The 17,511-nt window shown below is 31.1% G+C and carries 16 protein-coding genes and 1 other RNA gene; 5 read left to right on the top strand and 12 right to left on the bottom strand.

Annotated features, from left to right (window positions below; genetic code table 11):
• Nucleotides 1–194 precede the first annotated feature (194 nt).
• The gene (locus tag CD111_RS08145; protein WP_095088007.1) at nt 195–593 is read left to right on the top strand and encodes a ribonuclease HI family protein; all 399 of its coding nucleotides are present in this window, start codon (nt 195–197) and stop codon (nt 591–593) included.
• 69 nt (nt 594–662) lie between these two features.
• Here CD111_RS08145 and CD111_RS08140 read toward each other — a convergent pair whose 3' ends face one another.
• Together CD111_RS08140 and CD111_RS08135 are read right to left on the bottom strand one after the other, a co-directional pair.
• Nucleotides 663–1,547, bottom strand: a complete 885-nt coding sequence (locus CD111_RS08140) for a 5'-3' exonuclease (protein ID WP_095088006.1) — start codon at nt 1,545–1,547, stop codon at nt 663–665.
• Nucleotides 1,548–1,557: 10 nt separating this feature from the next.
• Nucleotides 1,558–4,986 (bottom strand): dynamin family protein, encoded by a 3,429-nt coding sequence (locus CD111_RS08135; RefSeq protein WP_095088004.1) that lies wholly within the window; start codon nt 4,984–4,986, stop codon nt 1,558–1,560.
• Nucleotides 4,987–5,270: 284 nt separating this feature from the next.
• Between CD111_RS08135 and CD111_RS08125 the strand changes: the two genes are divergently transcribed.
• Complete coding sequence (locus CD111_RS08125) at nt 5,271–5,750, top strand: cupredoxin domain-containing protein (RefSeq protein ID WP_095088003.1); 480 nt, start codon at nt 5,271–5,273, stop codon at nt 5,748–5,750.
• Nucleotides 5,747–7,399: a b(o/a)3-type cytochrome-c oxidase subunit 1 gene (locus CD111_RS08120; RefSeq protein WP_095088001.1), complete on the top strand. Its 1,653-nt coding sequence runs from the start codon at nt 5,747–5,749 to the stop codon at nt 7,397–7,399. The genes CD111_RS08125 and CD111_RS08120 overlap by 4 nt, the downstream gene beginning before the upstream one ends.
• Nucleotides 7,400–7,454: 55 nt before the next feature.
• Here the strand turns inward: CD111_RS08120 and CD111_RS08115 are convergent, their stop codons facing one another.
• From CD111_RS08115 to CD111_RS08095, 5 genes are all read right to left on the bottom strand, one after another.
• The gene (locus CD111_RS08115; RefSeq protein WP_095087999.1) at nt 7,455–8,576 is read right to left on the bottom strand and encodes a THUMP domain-containing class I SAM-dependent RNA methyltransferase; all 1,122 of its coding nucleotides are present in this window, start codon (nt 8,574–8,576) and stop codon (nt 7,455–7,457) included.
• Nucleotides 8,577–8,659: 83 nt separating this feature from the next.
• Nucleotides 8,660–9,030: RNase P RNA component class B (gene rnpB, locus CD111_RS08110), an RNA gene on the bottom strand.
• A gap of 47 nt (nt 9,031–9,077) precedes the next feature.
• A complete protein-coding gene (gpsB, locus tag CD111_RS08105) occupies nt 9,078–9,392 on the bottom strand; it encodes a cell division regulator GpsB (protein WP_095087998.1) in 315 nt (104 codons plus the stop codon).
• A gap of 13 nt (nt 9,393–9,405) precedes the next feature.
• Nucleotides 9,406–9,969: an SLOG family protein gene (locus tag CD111_RS08100; protein ID WP_169712013.1), complete on the bottom strand. Its 564-nt coding sequence runs from the start codon at nt 9,967–9,969 to the stop codon at nt 9,406–9,408.
• On the bottom strand, nt 9,963–10,292 hold the full coding sequence (locus tag CD111_RS08095; RefSeq protein ID WP_095087995.1) for a DUF1798 family protein: 330 nt from the start codon (nt 10,290–10,292) through the stop codon (nt 9,963–9,965). The genes CD111_RS08100 and CD111_RS08095 overlap by 7 nt, the downstream gene beginning before the upstream one ends.
• Nucleotides 10,293–10,461: 169 nt before the next feature.
• Between CD111_RS08095 and recU the strand changes: the two genes are divergently transcribed.
• Nucleotides 10,462–11,088, top strand: a complete 627-nt coding sequence (recU, locus tag CD111_RS08090; RefSeq protein ID WP_095090118.1) for a Holliday junction resolvase RecU — start codon at nt 10,462–10,464, stop codon at nt 11,086–11,088.
• Nucleotides 11,085–13,421 (top strand): transglycosylase domain-containing protein, encoded by a 2,337-nt coding sequence (locus CD111_RS08085; RefSeq protein WP_095087993.1) that lies wholly within the window; start codon nt 11,085–11,087, stop codon nt 13,419–13,421. Before recU ends, CD111_RS08085 begins: the two co-directional genes overlap by 4 nt.
• 73 nt (nt 13,422–13,494) lie before the next feature.
• Here the strand turns inward: CD111_RS08085 and CD111_RS08080 are convergent, their stop codons facing one another.
• The 5 genes from CD111_RS08080 to CD111_RS08060 form a co-directional block, all read right to left on the bottom strand.
• Nucleotides 13,495–13,848: a YpoC family protein gene (locus tag CD111_RS08080; RefSeq protein WP_095087991.1), complete on the bottom strand. Its 354-nt coding sequence runs from the start codon at nt 13,846–13,848 to the stop codon at nt 13,495–13,497.
• Complete coding sequence (gene nth / locus CD111_RS08075; RefSeq protein ID WP_095087990.1) at nt 13,848–14,513, bottom strand: endonuclease III; 666 nt, start codon at nt 14,511–14,513, stop codon at nt 13,848–13,850. The genes CD111_RS08080 and nth overlap by 1 nt, the downstream gene beginning before the upstream one ends.
• Nucleotides 14,503–15,195: a DnaD domain-containing protein gene (locus CD111_RS08070; RefSeq protein ID WP_095087988.1), complete on the bottom strand. Its 693-nt coding sequence runs from the start codon at nt 15,193–15,195 to the stop codon at nt 14,503–14,505. The genes nth and CD111_RS08070 overlap by 11 nt, the downstream gene beginning before the upstream one ends.
• 54 nt (nt 15,196–15,249) lie before the next feature.
• Nucleotides 15,250–16,542 (bottom strand): asparagine--tRNA ligase, encoded by a 1,293-nt coding sequence (asnS, locus tag CD111_RS08065; RefSeq protein ID WP_095087986.1) that lies wholly within the window; start codon nt 16,540–16,542, stop codon nt 15,250–15,252.
• 62 nt (nt 16,543–16,604) lie between these two features.
• Nucleotides 16,605–17,511 (bottom strand): helicase C-terminal domain-containing protein (locus tag CD111_RS08060; RefSeq protein WP_276308552.1); only part of this gene is annotated, 907 nt, incomplete at its 5' end.

Here is a 17,511-nt window from a genome sequence, read left to right as displayed (position 1 = left end):
TTCATTATAAAACTTTTTAAGCATTTAGTAAATAGTATTTTAAGTTAAATCTATAATAAAAATATATAATTTTATAATGATTTTATGTGTGTTGACATTAGCAAGGTTCTTATTTAGTATTTAGTATTTGTTATTATACGTAGTATGATGTATGTTTTAGGTAACACATCTTAAAAGTGAAAGAGTTGAATAATTTGCCACAAATATATTTTGATGCTGCTACTAAAGGGAATCCAGGAGAGAGTTGTTGTGCTGTTGTAATTATTATTGATGGCTTAAGACATCAATTTACAAAATCACTTGGTTTGCTTGATAATCATCGTGCAGAATGGGAAGCATTTATATACTCCTTGGAAGAAGCTAAAAATTTAAATGTTAAAAATGCATTAATCTATACTGATTCTAAATTGATTGCTGATAGTATTGATAAAAATTATGTCAAAAACAAAGCTTTCAAACCATACTTTGAGCAATATAAATCGATTGAACAAAAGTTTGATTTAATCTTTGTAAAATGGATACCACGTGCTCAAAATAAAGAATCGAATCATTTAGCACAAGCTGCTTTAAGAAAATATTTGAAAAATAAATAGTTAATCTCATAACAAAACACCTTACAAAGTGTGCATTGAATTGCGCCCTCTTCGTAAGGTGTTTTATTATTAAAGATAATTTGTCGTTAAATATTTACTTGATACATATAGTTCATGGTTGTTACATATATTAACAGAATGTTCTAATGCATATTCATATTTCATCTTATTAAATAGATCTTCTGTTTTAATTGGAACATCTAAGTGAATTTGTGCTAACTTCTTCGACATATATAAATCTTCTTTATATGTTAATATTTTCGTTTGTTGTCCTTTTGTTAATTCTTCTACATGATCGATTACGTTTTCTACAGTTTGATATTCTTGAATTAATTTAATCGCAGTTTTTTCTCCGATACCTTTTACACCAGGATAACCGTCTGCAGTGTCTCCCATGAATGCTTTTACATCTACTAATTGGTGTGGTTGCAATCCATACTCTTCAATAAATCTTTCCAAGTTATATTTATTATAAATATTAAAACCTTTCTTTGTTAACCAAATATCTACGTTGGTATCTATACATTGAAGTAAGTCTCTATCACCACTCACAATGTAAGTTTGATCACCTTGTTCTTGAGCGCGTTTACTAATCGTGCCTATTAAGTCATCCGCTTCATAGTTTAATATCCCTAAATTTAAGAAACCTAATTTTTCGGCAATTTCTTTTGCTTTATCAAACTGAGGAATCATTTCTTCAGGTGGTGCTACTCTATTTGATTTATACATTTCAAACATATCATTTCTAAATGTCTTTGATCCCATATCCCAACATATTGCAATATGTGTAGGCTTAATATCATGCAATGCAGTATATGTGTGTCTTATGAATCCTTGAACCGCATTTGTGGGTGTACCATTGGAATCTCTCATAAACTGTTTGTGTATACTTGTTGCATAAAAATGTCTAAACAATAATGCCATGCCATCGATTAATAATATTCTTCTACTCATATCGTTCTCCTTATATCTCTTTCAAGATTTCTTCTATTTGTTCTATAACGTTATTGTCTATGGTTGTATTTAAGTATGATTCGATAATTTGTTGTGTTTCTCGATTATATTCATTAATATAATCTTTCGCGATTTTATCGTAACCTTCTAAGTTATTAAATAGACTTTGTTTAAATGTTTCAATCGGCTCTGTTAATAATGATATTGTATCATTTAATATGTCTGACTGAACATCTTTAGCTTTAGTGCTCTTAATTAAATCTCTCTTCGAAATTGAACTGATTGATTGACTAGATAATGCTTTAATATTGATACTTAGTGCTTCTGGAATTTGTTCGTTAACAAATTGATGTTTAAACTTAGATATTAATATGGATGCTTCGTTCAATTCTACAATTTTGGGTGTTAATAAATCATCAAAGACTTTATTATAGAATGTTTTCAGACGTTCAGCTATTAATGAGCTTTCAAGACTTAACTTTTGATTAATATCATCAGTATACTGCTTCGTACTTATTTGTAATGATTGTTTAAAATCATCTGTAACTGTCGAAGTATTAAAGTGTTTTTTTACGATATCATTTAATTGGATATAAAGTCTGTCCTTTAAATAATAGAGTTGGTCATTTATTTCTTTGTCTAATTGATGATGTGATTTCGTAACTATTTGTTCTGAAAAGTTTTCTGAGTTTTTATATTCGTTTAGTTTACGCTTTTTATTTTCAAAAAGATTAATATCCATTCTGTAAGTATTCACGGTTTCTTCGAGTTCATTAATGAGTTGATTCATTCTTGATTCAACTTGTGCTTGAAGAACAGTCTTACTTTCAATTTCTACAAATTGATTCACAGAATCTTTGAAATGAGTGAAATAGTCATCATATGATTGTAGTGCCTTCTTGCTTGAAACAGGATATATATCAGATGATATGTTCAAGTTTGCCAGTGATGATGCTACATAAGATATGACTGCTTCTCTATCTTCATCTGATTCGGCCAAATCAATCGCATTTATCACAAACTTTATCCCTTGTGATTGTTGTAAATTATTTATATCTCGCATATAAGTTAGAAAATCAGCGTCCTTATCTGTAAATGCATGATTATAGTAACTTACGTAAATAATTAAATCACTTGATGAAATGATATGCTCAGTTTCTCGAGTATGTCGTTGATTATTAGAATTTAATCCTGGTGAATCGATGATGATTTTATCTTTAAGCCAATCTTCTTGTAATCTTAAATTGATCTTATGAACAAAAGCTGCATGTGTATCATCAGCAGTTAATTTTTCTAATTCATCTAATTGAAATTCAACGGCATTGTTATCGATAAGAATGTCTTTATAATGATTGAAATTCGTTCTGATTGCATCAAAGAATGAAACATGGTGGCTAGATAAGGCAGAATGGCTGCTAATATCTTTGTCTTTTATGAAATCCTCTATAGTTTCATATGTACTGTTTGCAACTTCTGTAATATGATTAATTTCTTCTAATAGCTGATTATATGATTTGAATGTAACCTCTTGTTTATTTCCATAACTTATTTCGGTAATACTTGCAGTTGTTGGATTTGGCGAACTTGTTAAAATGGGTTTCTTTAAAATTGCATTAATTAAACTACTTTTCCCTGCACTAAACGTACCAAAGACTGCTATTTTTGTAATATTCTCATCGATACGATTTATTTGTTGATGGATATTTTCAAGTTCTGTTTTGTAAACAGGTAGGTTATTCATCTTTGTTAATTGTTCTTTTACTTTATGCATATTAATTTCTTGTTGTTGAGATTGAGATTTATGGTTCTGTCTTGGTTTCTCAATGTTCCGTGATAATTGAATGTCTTCTATTGGAATAAATTTACGATCTATTAGTTTATCAATCGACTCATCTAGGTGAATATAATAATGTTTGAAATTATTTGTGATTAATGAGTTTTCAAGTGATCTTAATGCGTCATATGCTTCATATTCTTTCAATTTATCATCACTTTGATTTGATTCTATATGGACTTCGCTTTTATTCACAATATCTTGTATTAACTGGTTTGTCTCTTTACGAATTTTTTTGTTAATAATATCGGTAATACCATTTGAATAAATTAATACATAGTCATTTGTTATGGCAGTTTGTTCTTGAACATGTTCAGCTAGGTCATCATTATCAATTTCGTATTTTTGGTTTATTATTTGTTCAAATAATTTTGGGTCCGTAATATATTTGTTTAGATTTTTTAAAGATTTGATCCATACTTTTGTGATTTCATCATGTATTTTAGCATCCAATTGTTCTTTTACATTATTTAAATGTTTTTGTTGAAGTTCCTGTTTCTTTTGTTCTTTATTAAATAAACCTTTTACTTTGTAATCTTTGGCTGTAGTCTCTAAATATTTACGAATGGTCTCTCTCATTTCATATGGCATAATATATGCGTTATCTAGAATTTCTTTTCTAATATCTTTTAAGTTTTGAGTAAATTTATCTTTATCTTGAATAATGGATTGTTCGTTCTGGATGTCATGTTTTTCAAGATAAGCTTTATAATCGTTATCAAAATTTGCATCTGTAGAGTCAATATTAAATAATATTTCTTCCATATTATTATGAATATAATTTAACTGTTCTTGCTTAATATAATTCGTAACGCGTTCAACAAATAATTGGTTATCAGTACGATGTTCATCTAACAGGTGTATATATTGATTAAACATTTTACTCTCATTAAATGGTGTTTCGAATTTTGAAACATAGAATACCTTCTCAACTACAAGTTGCCAATCATGAATGGACTTATTGACACGTCGCTTATAAGTATCAAATGGAATCTCGTCTTCATCATGCTTATCTATTTGATTTACTACTAAAATAACTGGAATTTCAAGTTGATTAAGCGTTTTAATAAAATTAAAATTCATGTCTGATTGAACATGGTTATAATCCACTGTATAGAAAACAAAATTAGAAGTTAACAAATATTGAAATGCGCTTTCTCTATGATTATCACGCATTGAGTCAACGCCTGGTGTATCTTGAAACGTGAATCCATTATTAAATCTGTCAGAATTAAAGTTTATTTCGATTGATTCTACTTTCTTATCTTCAGTATTTAATCTTTTGACCTCTTCATGTTCTTTAACAATGGTATATTGGTTATCGTTTAAATTCACTGTAATTTTGTTGTCATCAGAAGACACAAGTTGTGCTGTGTTGCTTGTTGTTGGAACTGGCGAACTTGGTAAGATGTTTTGACCAATAACATTGTTTATTAATGTAGATTTACCTGCAGAAAAATGTCCAACAAAACTTACCGTGTATTGCTCGTTGTATAATTTCTTAATCATTTCGTTAATTTGTTTCGTTAATAAAATATTAGATGATTTTTCGATTTCTTTTTTTAATTTATATAATAAATCTAAAGCTTCTTGATTACTTTCCATTATAATTCCCCTTCAATTTCAACAAATAATTTCAATAATGTGATTTATATCACATTATTTTTTCTATCTCTCCTCTATTATAAGTAATGAAGAGTATATAAGAAAGGATGAATCATATGGCAGTCCAAAATAAAGACCAAATTACTACGTCTAAAGATCATTCACATGATGATTTAGACCTTCGGGGCACGCTTTATTCTGTATTTACAGTGGGAGGAATTTTTGTAGTATTATGGGTAGTTTGTTTTATTATATTTTTATTAAGAATGTAAGGGGTGTTTTTTGTGCATAAATATGAAAAGCTATGGCTATCTGTAGGGACAGGTTCATTGATTGTGTTTTTAGTTATATTGATTATTACGGGATTACACAATGGACATACACCTGCAGCATCAGGACGGGAATATATTAATCCTGATAAGGTTGACCAAATTGAGCCTTTTAATAAGCCTGGTTTACACAAAGTAAAAGGAAAAAATTATGATTACGAATTAGTGTTTGTAGCTTCTGCTTTTAACTATCAACCTGGGAATGTTGAAATACCTAAAGGATCAACAGTTAAAATTATTGCTACAAGCAAAGATACGTTACACGGTTTTAATTTACCTGGAACGAACGTCAATATGATGCTTGAACCAGGACATATTAGTGAATATGTCAAAAAGTTCGACAAAAAAGCTGAATATCTCATTATCTGTAATGAATACTGTGGTATTGGTCATGCGGATATGAAGTCAATGATAAAGGTTGTGGATAAAAAATGATAGAACGCTTAAGCAAACAAGATAGCAAACTTGTTATGGCACATATGTATGTCGCGATTTCATGTCTTATCCTTGGAGGATTAGCTGGTTTATTACAGACTTTTGTTAGATCAGGTATGTTACAACTGCCAAAGAGTATTTCATATTACCAAATACTAACAGTACATGGTATTGTGTTGGCACTTGTTTTAACTACTTTCTTTATTCTAGGATTTCAATATTCAGCAGTTGCAAAAACTTGTGGGAATTTAACACCATTACAAAGACGTTTAGGTTGGATAGGATTCTTTGTAATGTTAATTGGTACAGTTATGGCCGCGACAATGGTGTTATTAAATAAGGCAACCGTTTTATATACATTTTATGCACCATTACAAGCTCATGTAATTTTTTATGTTGGTATGGCATTAGTAGTTGTCGGAAGCTGGATTTCAATATTAGGACAAATTCTAAAGTACGTAGAATTCAAAAAACAAAATCCTACAAAGAAATCTCCTCTTTTAAGCTACATGGTAACAATCAATGGTGTTATGTGGTTCGTATGTTCTTTAGGGGTTGCGGCTACAGTATTATTGCAGCTTATTCCTTGGTCATTAGGTTTAGTTGAAAGAGTAGATGTAACATTAAGTAGAACATTATTTTGGTATTTTGGACATGCTCTTGTGTACTTTTGGTTATTACCTGCATATATGTGTTGGTATGCCATTGTACCAAAGATTATCGGTGGAAAAGCATTCTCTGATAATTTAGCAAGAATGTCATTCATGCTCTTCTTATTCTTTAGTATTCCTGTTGGTATTCATCATCAACTTGTTGAACCAGGTATCGAAGATTTTTGGAAGTATTTCCAAGTAATATTAACATTTATGGTTGTCGTACCTTCATTTATGACAGCATTCAGCCTCTTTGCAACATTTGAAAACCATGGACGTACTTTAGGATTTAAAGGATTATTTGGTTGGTTTAAAGCTTTACCGTGGAATGATGCAAGATTTGTTTTACCTTTCTTAGGGATGTTAGCTTTTATTCCTGGAGGAGCTGGTGGTTTAGTTAATGCTTCTGCACAAATGAATGGACTTATACACAATACAATTTGGGTAACTGGTCATTTCCATTTAACAGTTGCATCAGCTGTTATATTAACTTTCTTTGGCATGATGTATTGGTTAATACCACATTGTACAGGTAGAAAACTAACTAAGTTTACGAATAAACTTGCACTTATTCAAGGTTATACATGGGCAATCGGTATGACAATTATGAGTGCAGCAATGCATTATGTAGGTTTAGTAAAAGGCGCACCAAGACGTTCAACTTATTCAGAATATGGCGGAGCTAAACAAGCTGCTGAATGGATTCCTTATCAAGTATTACAAGCAGTTGGTGGTACGATACTATTTATTTCTATAATATTAGTCGTGATGGTATTTATTCAATTAGCATTTTTAGCGCCTAAAGGTGAAGAGGAATATCCAGTTGCGCAATCACTTGATGAGTATCAACCAGTTACTAAGTTAGTAGAAAATTGGAGATTCTTAATTGTTGTAACTGTATTACTTATATTAATCGCATATACTGTTCCAATCGGACAAATGTTTATTGATCCACCTCCTGGAGCTAAAGGACTTGGTGAAGGTAAATTGTGGTAAAATTAAAAAAGCAGGACAGAAATCTTTGTTTAAAGATTTCTGTCCTGCTTTTTTGTTATTTTCTTTTACCCCAATATTGATAATATGTACACTCAATATAACCGTTAAAAAGTTTTCTTCTTTTAGTGGCTTTCTTACCAACTAATGGCTCAAATTCTTTGTAACTTGTTAACATGTATAAAGAAATTTGATCGTTTTGTTTCATAAGTTGTCCTAGATGTTTATACATAGCCTCAACTTCGCTGCGTTCCCCAATTCTTTCTCCGTACGGTGGATTTCCAATAATAGAAACTTGCCCATCTGGCACTTCTAAATCATGAACATCTTGTACTTTGAATTTAATCACATCACCTAATCCAACTTCGACAGCATTTGCTTTAGCAATCTCTACCATTTTAGGATCGATATCGCTTGCTACTATATTGATTTCTTTATCATAAAGTGCAGCATCGTCTGCTTCTTGTCTCAACTTGTCATATAAGCCTTCAGGAATGATATCCCATTCTTCACTAGCGAATTCTCTATTAAACCCTGGTGCAATATTTTGCGCAATAAGACATGCTTCAATTGCAAGTGTACCTGAACCACAGAATGGATCAATAAATGGTGTTTCACCGCTCCAGTTAGTTAGCTTAACGAGCGCAGCAGCTAATGTTTCTTTCATTGGTGCTTCACCTTGTGCTAATCTATAACCACGTTTATGTAGTCCAGCACCAGAAGTATCAATTGTTAAAAATGCCTCATCCTTTAATAATGCAACTTCGACTTGATATTTACTACCTGATTCATCTATCCAGCCTTTAATGTTATATACATGTTTAAGTCTTTCAACAATTGCTTTTTTCACGATTGCTTGACAGTCAGATACGCTAAATAATTTTGATTTTAAGCTTTTACCTTGTACAGGAAACATACCTTGCGCTCCAATAACGCTTTCCCAAGGAAGTGCTTTTGTTTTTTCAAAAAGTTCATCAAATGTTGTAGCATGAAATCTACCGATGACAATCTTGACACGGTCAGCAGTACGTAGCCATAAGTTAGCCTTTACGATTGCTGTTTCATCTCCTTCAAAAAGGACGCGTCCGTTTTCTACGGTTGTTTCATAACCTAATTCTTGAACTTCTTTAGCGACAATTGATTCTAATCCCATTGGACTAGTTGCGAGTAATTGATACATGTATATACTCCTTTATATTTAATTTATTTAAGTTTACAAATAAAAAGCTCTCCTACTTGGGAGAGCAAACTAGTAAGTGATAAATCTGTAAGCCATGTTCTGTCCTTTAGTACTTCTAACGTGTACTAGCTACACTCGTACGCCAGTGATAACCATCTGTCTGTATGAATATCATACCTTCTCATTCCGTTCATTTCCGTCAAAGAAGTGCTCCTACCAATTTTGGATTGCTCACTCGAGGGGTTTACCGCGTTCCACCTTCTACATTTCTATAGAAGCTACGTCACTGTGGCACTTTCAAACTACTATAACCATATTATAAATAACTTAGGCTAGTTCGTTGCCGTCAATTAATTGCCTTGGCTTATTGTTTCACCAAGCACGAACACTACATTCATCTCAGAATGTGTGAGCATGGACTTTCCTCTACATAATGTAGCGGTTATCCGAAATACCACTCAACATAGAATTATAGCATAAACGACGTTAAATAACTATTAATTATTCGCCAAATACTGCTTTTTCTAAATTTGAAATTCTCTTTAATAAATCAACATTATTAGAGTTATATTGTTGTGATCCTTGTGGTCTTCCTGAAGCAACTCTAATTCGTAGTTGTTCAATTTCTTTATTTAATTTACTATTTTCTTCTGTTAATTTAATTACTTCATTATTTAAGTCAGCCATTTTTTGATAATCAGAAATAATGTCATCTAAGAAAGCATCAACTTCTTCGGTTTTAAAGCCTCTTAAACCTCTTTCGAATTCCTTCTCGTAAATATCTTTAGCAGATAGTTTTAATGAAACATCAGCCATAATTACACCTCTTTTAGTCAGATTCTTTTTCATTTGTAAAATTAAATTCCATAAAGTCTTGTAAATCCATGAATGTTATAACATTATAAGTATAATTTTTCTTTTCAGCAAAATCAACTAACTTACTTTTGAAATACTTTGGCGATGCTTCTTGTTCATCGTCATAAAACAAAATAGTCTTATCCGTATTATTTAAAATAAAATCATTTGCCTGTTGAAATTGGAATCCACCTTGATATTCACTTTGGTGTATCGCATTAACATAATCTGCACTCGAAATGATATTTTGATATTTACTTTGGTTCGTTTCGTTCCATTTATTATAATGATTTAAAAATGGTGTCAGCACAGCTAATTTCAAGTCTGGATACTTTTCTTTCAATTCTATTGTTACTTCTGCAGACCACATTTCGAAACCTAATTGACCTGAAATAATGACCCATTCAAGCCCTTCTTCGATTTCGTTTTCGATAATGTCTTTAATATAAGCTTTAATAACCTTTACTTCAGTTTGATCATCTTTAAATATGTTCAATTCAAAAGGTTTATATCCCGTAAAGTATATTGACGTCATGATAAATCACCTAGATGTGTTTTTATATAATTTAAATCATGTTGGACCGCTTTAAACTTTTCGAGAAATAATTTCTTGCTTGTACGTTTGTAGTGACACTCAACAGAGAGCTCTTTGTAATTATCAATAAGTAATTGAAATTTTTGTTCATTCATATATTGTAACTTCAAAATATTATGCTTTTGTTCTAGTAAATGCTCTAATAATTGATCTACTTGTTCAACAAACGGTACAACATCTTGATAAAAATCATATTCATAGTCATTTTTTGCGAATTTAAATGTTTGTTCCATATTAGAAAGTTTGTTTATAAGATCTTGTAACATAATTATCCCTACTATCGTTCAAGTTTGTAATTTAAATTAACCCACGATAAAATGATAACATAACTAGAAAACTTCTAGAATATATATGTTTCATAAAAAACTTTTGTAACTTATAATGAAATAAGGTATAATATGTAGAGTTTTTATGATGCAAAACAAGGTGATTAAATTGAATTATCCAAATGGTAAAAGAATAACCAAAAATACTTCTAAAGTCCTACAACAAAAATCCAAAGATTATAGTAAAATAAATTATGGAAAACGTGGTATGAATTTAGAAGAAGAAATTGATAAGTCTAATCAATTTTTGAGGTCAGAAAACATTGCGATTATTCATAAGAAACCCACACCTATTCAAATAGTAGAAGTTGATTATCCTAAAAGACAAAAAGCTGTTATAAAAGAAGCTTATTTTAGAAAACCTTCAACTACTGATTATAATGGTGTGTACAATGGTTATTATATTGATTTTGAAGCGAAAGAAACTAAAAATAAAACCAGTTTTCCTTTAAATAATATTCATGATCACCAGGTTTCACATATGCAGCAAGTTTTAAAACAAAAAGGTATATGTTTCTTATTGATAAAATTCACCTATCATGATAGCGTGTTTTTATTGCCATTTAGGGAATTTATGGTATATTGGGACAGGTATAAATCTGGTGGCAAAAAGTCTATCACCATCAAAGAAATTGAGCATGATGGATATTTAATTCCATACCAATATCGACCAAGATTAGACTACATAAAAATAGTTGACCAATTGATAACAATGGAAAGTGAGGCGCTCAAATGAGTCAATCAAATGCTTCTAATAGCAAAAATAACAAAGAACAACCTAAGAAAAAGAGGAATGTCAAACGAACAGTAATCAAGGTGTTTGGAATTTTGTTCTTAGCATTCTTAGCAATGGTAATAGTAGGTGTTCTATTATTTGCATATTATGCGTGGAAAGCTCCTGCTTTCAATGAAAGTGCACTAAAGGACCAATTACCCACTAAAATTTACGATAAAAACGACAAACTAGTAACAACACTTTATATGGGCCAAAAAAGAGAACACGTAAAATTTGATGAAGTCCCAGATAGAATGAAAGATGCAGTATTGGCAACTGAGGATAATAGATTTTATGATCATGGGGCTCTTGATTACAAACGTTTATCTGGCGCAGTAATGAAGAACTTTACTGGAGGATTTGGTGCACAAGGTGCATCGACTTTAACTCAACAAGTTGTTAAACGTGCTTTCTTAACAGATAAGAAATCAATTGAAAGAAAAGCTCAAGAAGCTTACCTTTCTTATAGATTAGAACAAGAATACTCAAAAGATGAAATTTTTGAAATGTATTTAAACAAAATTTATTATTCAGATGGTATTTATGGGTCACAAACAGCTTCTAAATATTACTTTGATAAAAATCTTAAAGATCTAAATTTAGCAGAAACAGCTTATTTAGCTGGTTTACCTCAGGTTCCAAATCAATATAATATTTATGACAATCCTGATGCTGCTGAAAAACGTAAAGACACAGTTTTATACTTAATGGAAAGACATGGTAGAATTACGAAGAAAGAAATGAAAGAAGCGCAAGATACACCGATAGATAAGAATTTAGTCAAACGAACAATAGAAGAACGAAATGAAGCAATGACACAAACTCCTGATAATGAGTATGCTTCATACGTAAATTATGTGAAACAAGAACTTACTCAAAATAAAGCATTCAAGAACCAGTCATTGAATGACATTATGACAAGTGGACTTAAGATTTATACTAATATGGATCAAGATGTTCAAAAAACTTTACAAAACTCTGTTGATAACGGTAGTTTCTATAAGAATAAAGATCAAATTACCGGATCTTCTATCGTTGATACTAAGACAGGTAAGTTAGTTGGTATAAGTGGTGGTAAAAATTATAAAGATGTCGTTGATCGAAATCAGGCAACAGACCTACACCCTACTGGTTCATCATTAAAGCCAATATTATCTTATGGTCCAGCAATTGAAAATATGCAATATGCTACAAACCATAAGTTCCAAGATGAAAATCAATATAACATTAATGGTAGTATATTTAAAAACTATGATGGTCAAGGACACGGTTCAGTTACAATGGCTGATGCACTAGCTAGGTCATATAACATTCCAGCATTAAAAGCATGGCAAGAAACGAACCAAAATGCTGGTGACAAAGCAGTTAAAGACTTTGCATCGAAAGTTAATTTAAATTACAAAGATGAAATTGGTCCTTCAGAAGTGCTTGGTGGATCACAATCAGAATTCTCCCCTACTCAATTAGCATCAGCATTTGCAAGTATGGGTAACGGAGGAACTTACAATGAAGCTAAATCCATTAGAAAAGTTGTAACACAAGATGATGAAACAATTAAATTCTCAAGTGATAGTCACAAAGCTATGGAAGACTACACTGCTTATATGCTTACAGAAATGCTGAAAGGTACTTTCCAAGCTTACGGTTCTGCATATGGTTACGGAATCAGTGGTGTGAATGTAGCTGCTAAGACGGGTACAGGAACATATGGAGATGAAGTTTATACTAAATATCAATTACCAGAAAATGCTGCGAAAGATGTTTGGATTACAGGCTATTCGCCACAATACACAATGTCAGTTTGGATGGGCTTCACTAAAGTTAAAGAATACGGTGAAAATTCATTCTTAGGACATGATGAACAAATTAAACCACAAATACTATTCAATGATGTTATGTCACAAATATCAAATTATGATGGAAGTGACTTTGAAAAACCAGATTCAGTTGAAGGTAGCGGCAAAAGTTTAAGTGTAGCTGGTAACCAAGATAATCAAACAACAAGTAGTTCAGCACCAAGTACTGGTAATAAAGAGCAACAAGGTAGCAACTATAATTTCTCAAATAACAATAATAATGTAACAACAAATGATCCACAAACTAACAGTTCGAATAATCAAGCAAATACGAATCAACAAACAACTCAGCAACAAAGTACGGCAGTACAACCTACTGAGGAAGCACCAACACAAGAAGCACCAACACAAGAAGCACCAAAACCTGAAAAGCCAAGCTCCTCATCAGGTGATAATGCAGCAAAAGATGCCGCCAAGAATGCTGAAAAAGATAATTAAAAAAAGACCTGAGACAATGATGTCTCAGGTCTTTTTTAGTCCAAAACTCAAATTATAAAGGTACATGATGAACCTACTTTTGGTTATCGTTGTTAAGTTTTGCTTCTCTTTTGCGTTTTAATTGATATCTTGCGTTCATTTTGATGAGTTCATTTATGAGCGTTACCATTTGTCTATATCCCATAAAGTGATACTTACGTTCATTTATATAGTGATATCTTTCAATAAAATTCATTGGAATAATTGGATATTCTTCTATTTTATTAATATCGAAATATTCTATTTGATTAATTTGCTCTAAATAGTGAATCATTAATGTATAATATTGATCTAATAATTGTTTTGCTTCATTTGATTTTAATTTCTTCTGTTTGACGAGTGGCTCAATTTTAGTTTCTAGTTCAAGAAAATTTTCTTTTTGAATCATTATGCTTCAACCTTTACAAGTCCGGCTTTTAATCTTTTTTGACCTTCTCTACAGTCATTTAATAGTGGACAAACTTCACATTTCGGCTTACGGGCAATACAATGATATCTACCGAAAAATATTAATTGATGATGACTCTTCGTCCAACGGGATCTCGGGATTATGCTGCAAAGTCTATCTTCAACTTGTCTTACATTATCTTTAATTCTACAAATCCCTAGTCTTTTAGATACACGTTCAACATGAGTATCTACTGCTAGTGAAGGTTCACCGAATGCCACGCTCATAACAACGTTCGCAGTTTTTCTGCCTACTCCAGCTAATGACTCTAATTCTTGATGTGTGCTTGGTATGATGCCATTAAAATTTTCAATTAATGATTGGCATAATTTTTGAATATTCTTAGCTTTATTACGATATAAACCGATTGACCTTATATCTTCTTGTAATTCTTCTAAACTGACTTCTAAATAATCTTCTGGTGTATTGTATTTATTAAATAAAGATTTTGTTACTTTATTGACTAATACATCGGTACATTGCGCTGAAAGTAATACAGCAATGGTTAATTCAAAAGGATTTTCATGAACAAGTTCACATTCAGCATCGGGAAACATACCATCTATTACGTCGAGCATTTCTAATGCTTTCTTTTTACTTATCATAAGGATTCTCTCCATTTACCCAGTCAAATATTGGTATTGCATTGACATTTTGTTTAAGTTTTTTATTTTGATTAAATTTTTCGCTTTCTTCTTTAGAAGATGCAACAGTTGTAATATTTTTCTTCTTCCAATTTAACAATATTCTATCTATATATTTAATGCTCAATTTATCTAAGCTGTGTGCTTCGTTTAAAGCACTTCGTATTAATTCATTTGAATGTTTATCTGTATCTATCCAGTGACTTAAAGTTTGTACCTCTAATGGTGTTAGAGGTCTTCCAAACGTAGACTCAAATTCTTGGAATAGTACTTTAAATTTAACTGTTTCTTGTTGTTCTTTGTTTTCTTGTTTACTCTCGTTTAGAACAAGTGCTAATTGTTCATATAACGGATCAAAAGAAATAAATTCATTGTATTTATAGTTTTCATCTTTTTCAATTTTAATGTCTATACATTTTAATTGTGATAATTGATTGATGACATGGCTCACTTCTTGTAGTGAAAGGCTTGTTCCTATTTGTAATTCTTCTAATGGAGGTTGTAAATGACGTTCATTTTCCTTGTCTAACAATTTTATTAAAATTACGAATTGTTTTTCATTTAAACCTAAGTCTGCATAATGTTCGAATAACGATCTGTGAATTACCACTGGTTTATCTCTTAACATGTCGCTTGTGTACATATGATTCACCTTCTTCTTAATAGAAATAATACGCCCAGTAATTGGGCGTATTATTTATGGGTATAAACGATTCAATAGTCTTGGGAAAGGAGCAGTTTCTCTTACGTGTTCTACGCCGCTTAACCAAGCAACTGTTCTTTCAAGCCCTAAACCAAATCCACTATGTGGTACACTTCCGTATTTTCTTAAGTCAGTGTAATAACTGTATGCGTCAGGATCTAAGCCATGTTCTGCAATTCTCTTATTTAATAAATCTAAATCACTTATTCTTTCAGATCCACCTATAATCTCACCATAACCTTCTGGTGCAATTAAATCTGCACATAATACTGTGTCAGGATTTTCTGGATTAGGTTCCATATAGAATGGCTTAATTTTTGTTGGATAATTAACGATAAATACTGGTTTATCGTAATGATTTGCTATAGCAGTTTCATGAGGTGATCCGAAATCATCTCCCCATTCAATATCATCAAATCCTTCTTTGTGTAGAAACTCGATAGCATCATCATATGAAATACGTGGGAAAGGTGTTGCTACTTTTTCTAATTTAGATGTGTCTCTTTCTAATAAATCTAATTCTAATTTACAGTTTTCTAGCACTGATTTCACGATATGATGTACGTAATTTTCTTGAACTTCTAAACTTTGATCATGTTTCATAAATGCCATTTCAGGTTCAATCATCCAAAATTCAATTAAATGACGTCGCGTTTTTGATTTTTCAGCTCTAAATGTTGGTCCGAAACTGAATACTCTTCCATGTGCCATTGCAGCTGCTTCTAAATATAATTGTCCACTTTGTGAAAGGAAGGCATCTTCGTCAAAATATTTAGTATGGAACAATTCACTTGTACCTTCAGGAGCGCTTCCTGTTAAAATTGGAGGATCAATTTTTGTGAAACCATTATCATTAAAGAATTCATATGTTGCACGAATAATTTCGTTTCTAATTTTCATAACAGCATGTTGTCTCTTAGAACGTAACCATAAATGTCTATGGTCCATTAAGAATTCAGTACCGTGATTTTTGGGTGTAATTGGATAATCATGTGATTCAGAAATAACTTCTATTCCACTTATTTGCATTTCATATCCAAATTTAGAACGGTCATCCTCAGTTATTGTACCCGTTACAAATAATGAAGTTTCTTGTGTTAATGATTTAGCTAATTGGAAAATTTCTTCTGAAACTTCTTGTTTAACTACTACTCCTTGCATAAATCCAGTTCCATCTCTTAACTGTAAGAATGCTATTTTTCCGCTAGATCGTTTGTTTGCAATCCAAGCACCGATTGTCACTTCTTGATTAACATAATCTTTAGCTTGTTTAATCGTTATATTCATATTTATTTCTCCTATTCAAATAAATTACCTATCGCTATTTTATCAAATATTACCGGATACTTCTATCTCTTTGGATATTTTCTTAATTTATCCTTAAATCGATCGATGTCGCCTTCTATTACCGGAATTTCTCCTAACGCATTTATAAAGAATTTACTATAAGTACTATTGAGAATTCTTCTATCGAAACAAACAAGTAGTCCTTGATCATGTTTATTTCTTATTAATCGCCCTATACCTTGTCTAAATTTTGTAACAGCATCAGGTAATACAAAATCTTTAAAAGGATTATCAAATTCATCTTTCATGAGATGATATCTTGGATCTTCTTGGTGAATAAATGGAAGTTTTGTCATCATAACGCATTTAATACCTGAAGACTGATAATCAAAGCCTTCAAAGAAAGATAATGTTCCTAATAATATAGATTTATCAAATTGATTAAATTGCTGTACTAGTTTATAAACTTGAGAATGTTGTTGTTGCATGAGTAAGACATAATCATCAAATATGCTTAACTCTTCCATGTATCTATACGCTTGATAAAGCATCGAATAATTAGTAAATAAAACGAGACATTTTTGGTCTGTTTCACTAACGAATGTAGATAAATATTGAATAATTGTTTCAATATACTCATCTTGATTGTCATACTGATAATTTGGAATGTGATCAGGGACGTAACAAGTTGCTTGATTTTTGAGATCATATATTTCATTTAAGAAATAACTTTTAAATTCTACTTGTGGATCGAACATTGATTTAAATGAATTAAAAGATTCATTTACAGTCAATGTTCCAGAGATAAATATATTACTGTTGAATTGTTCTATAAAAACTTTATTCAGTAAATCTTTCACTTCTTCCTTTTTTACAAATAAAGATAAAGTAGATTTTTGTGCTAGTTTTTTTATGGATACAAATGGAATTTGACCAGATTTTATGACGTTATAAATTTTCGTATATTGA

Origin of the sequence: Mammaliicoccus stepanovicii, from assembly GCF_002902525.1 — a bacterium.
Lineage (GTDB): Bacteria > Bacillota > Bacilli > Staphylococcales > Staphylococcaceae > Mammaliicoccus > Mammaliicoccus stepanovicii.
The sequence above is the reverse complement of the archived record's forward strand: the minus strand, read 5'-3'. Positions and strand labels throughout refer to the sequence as shown.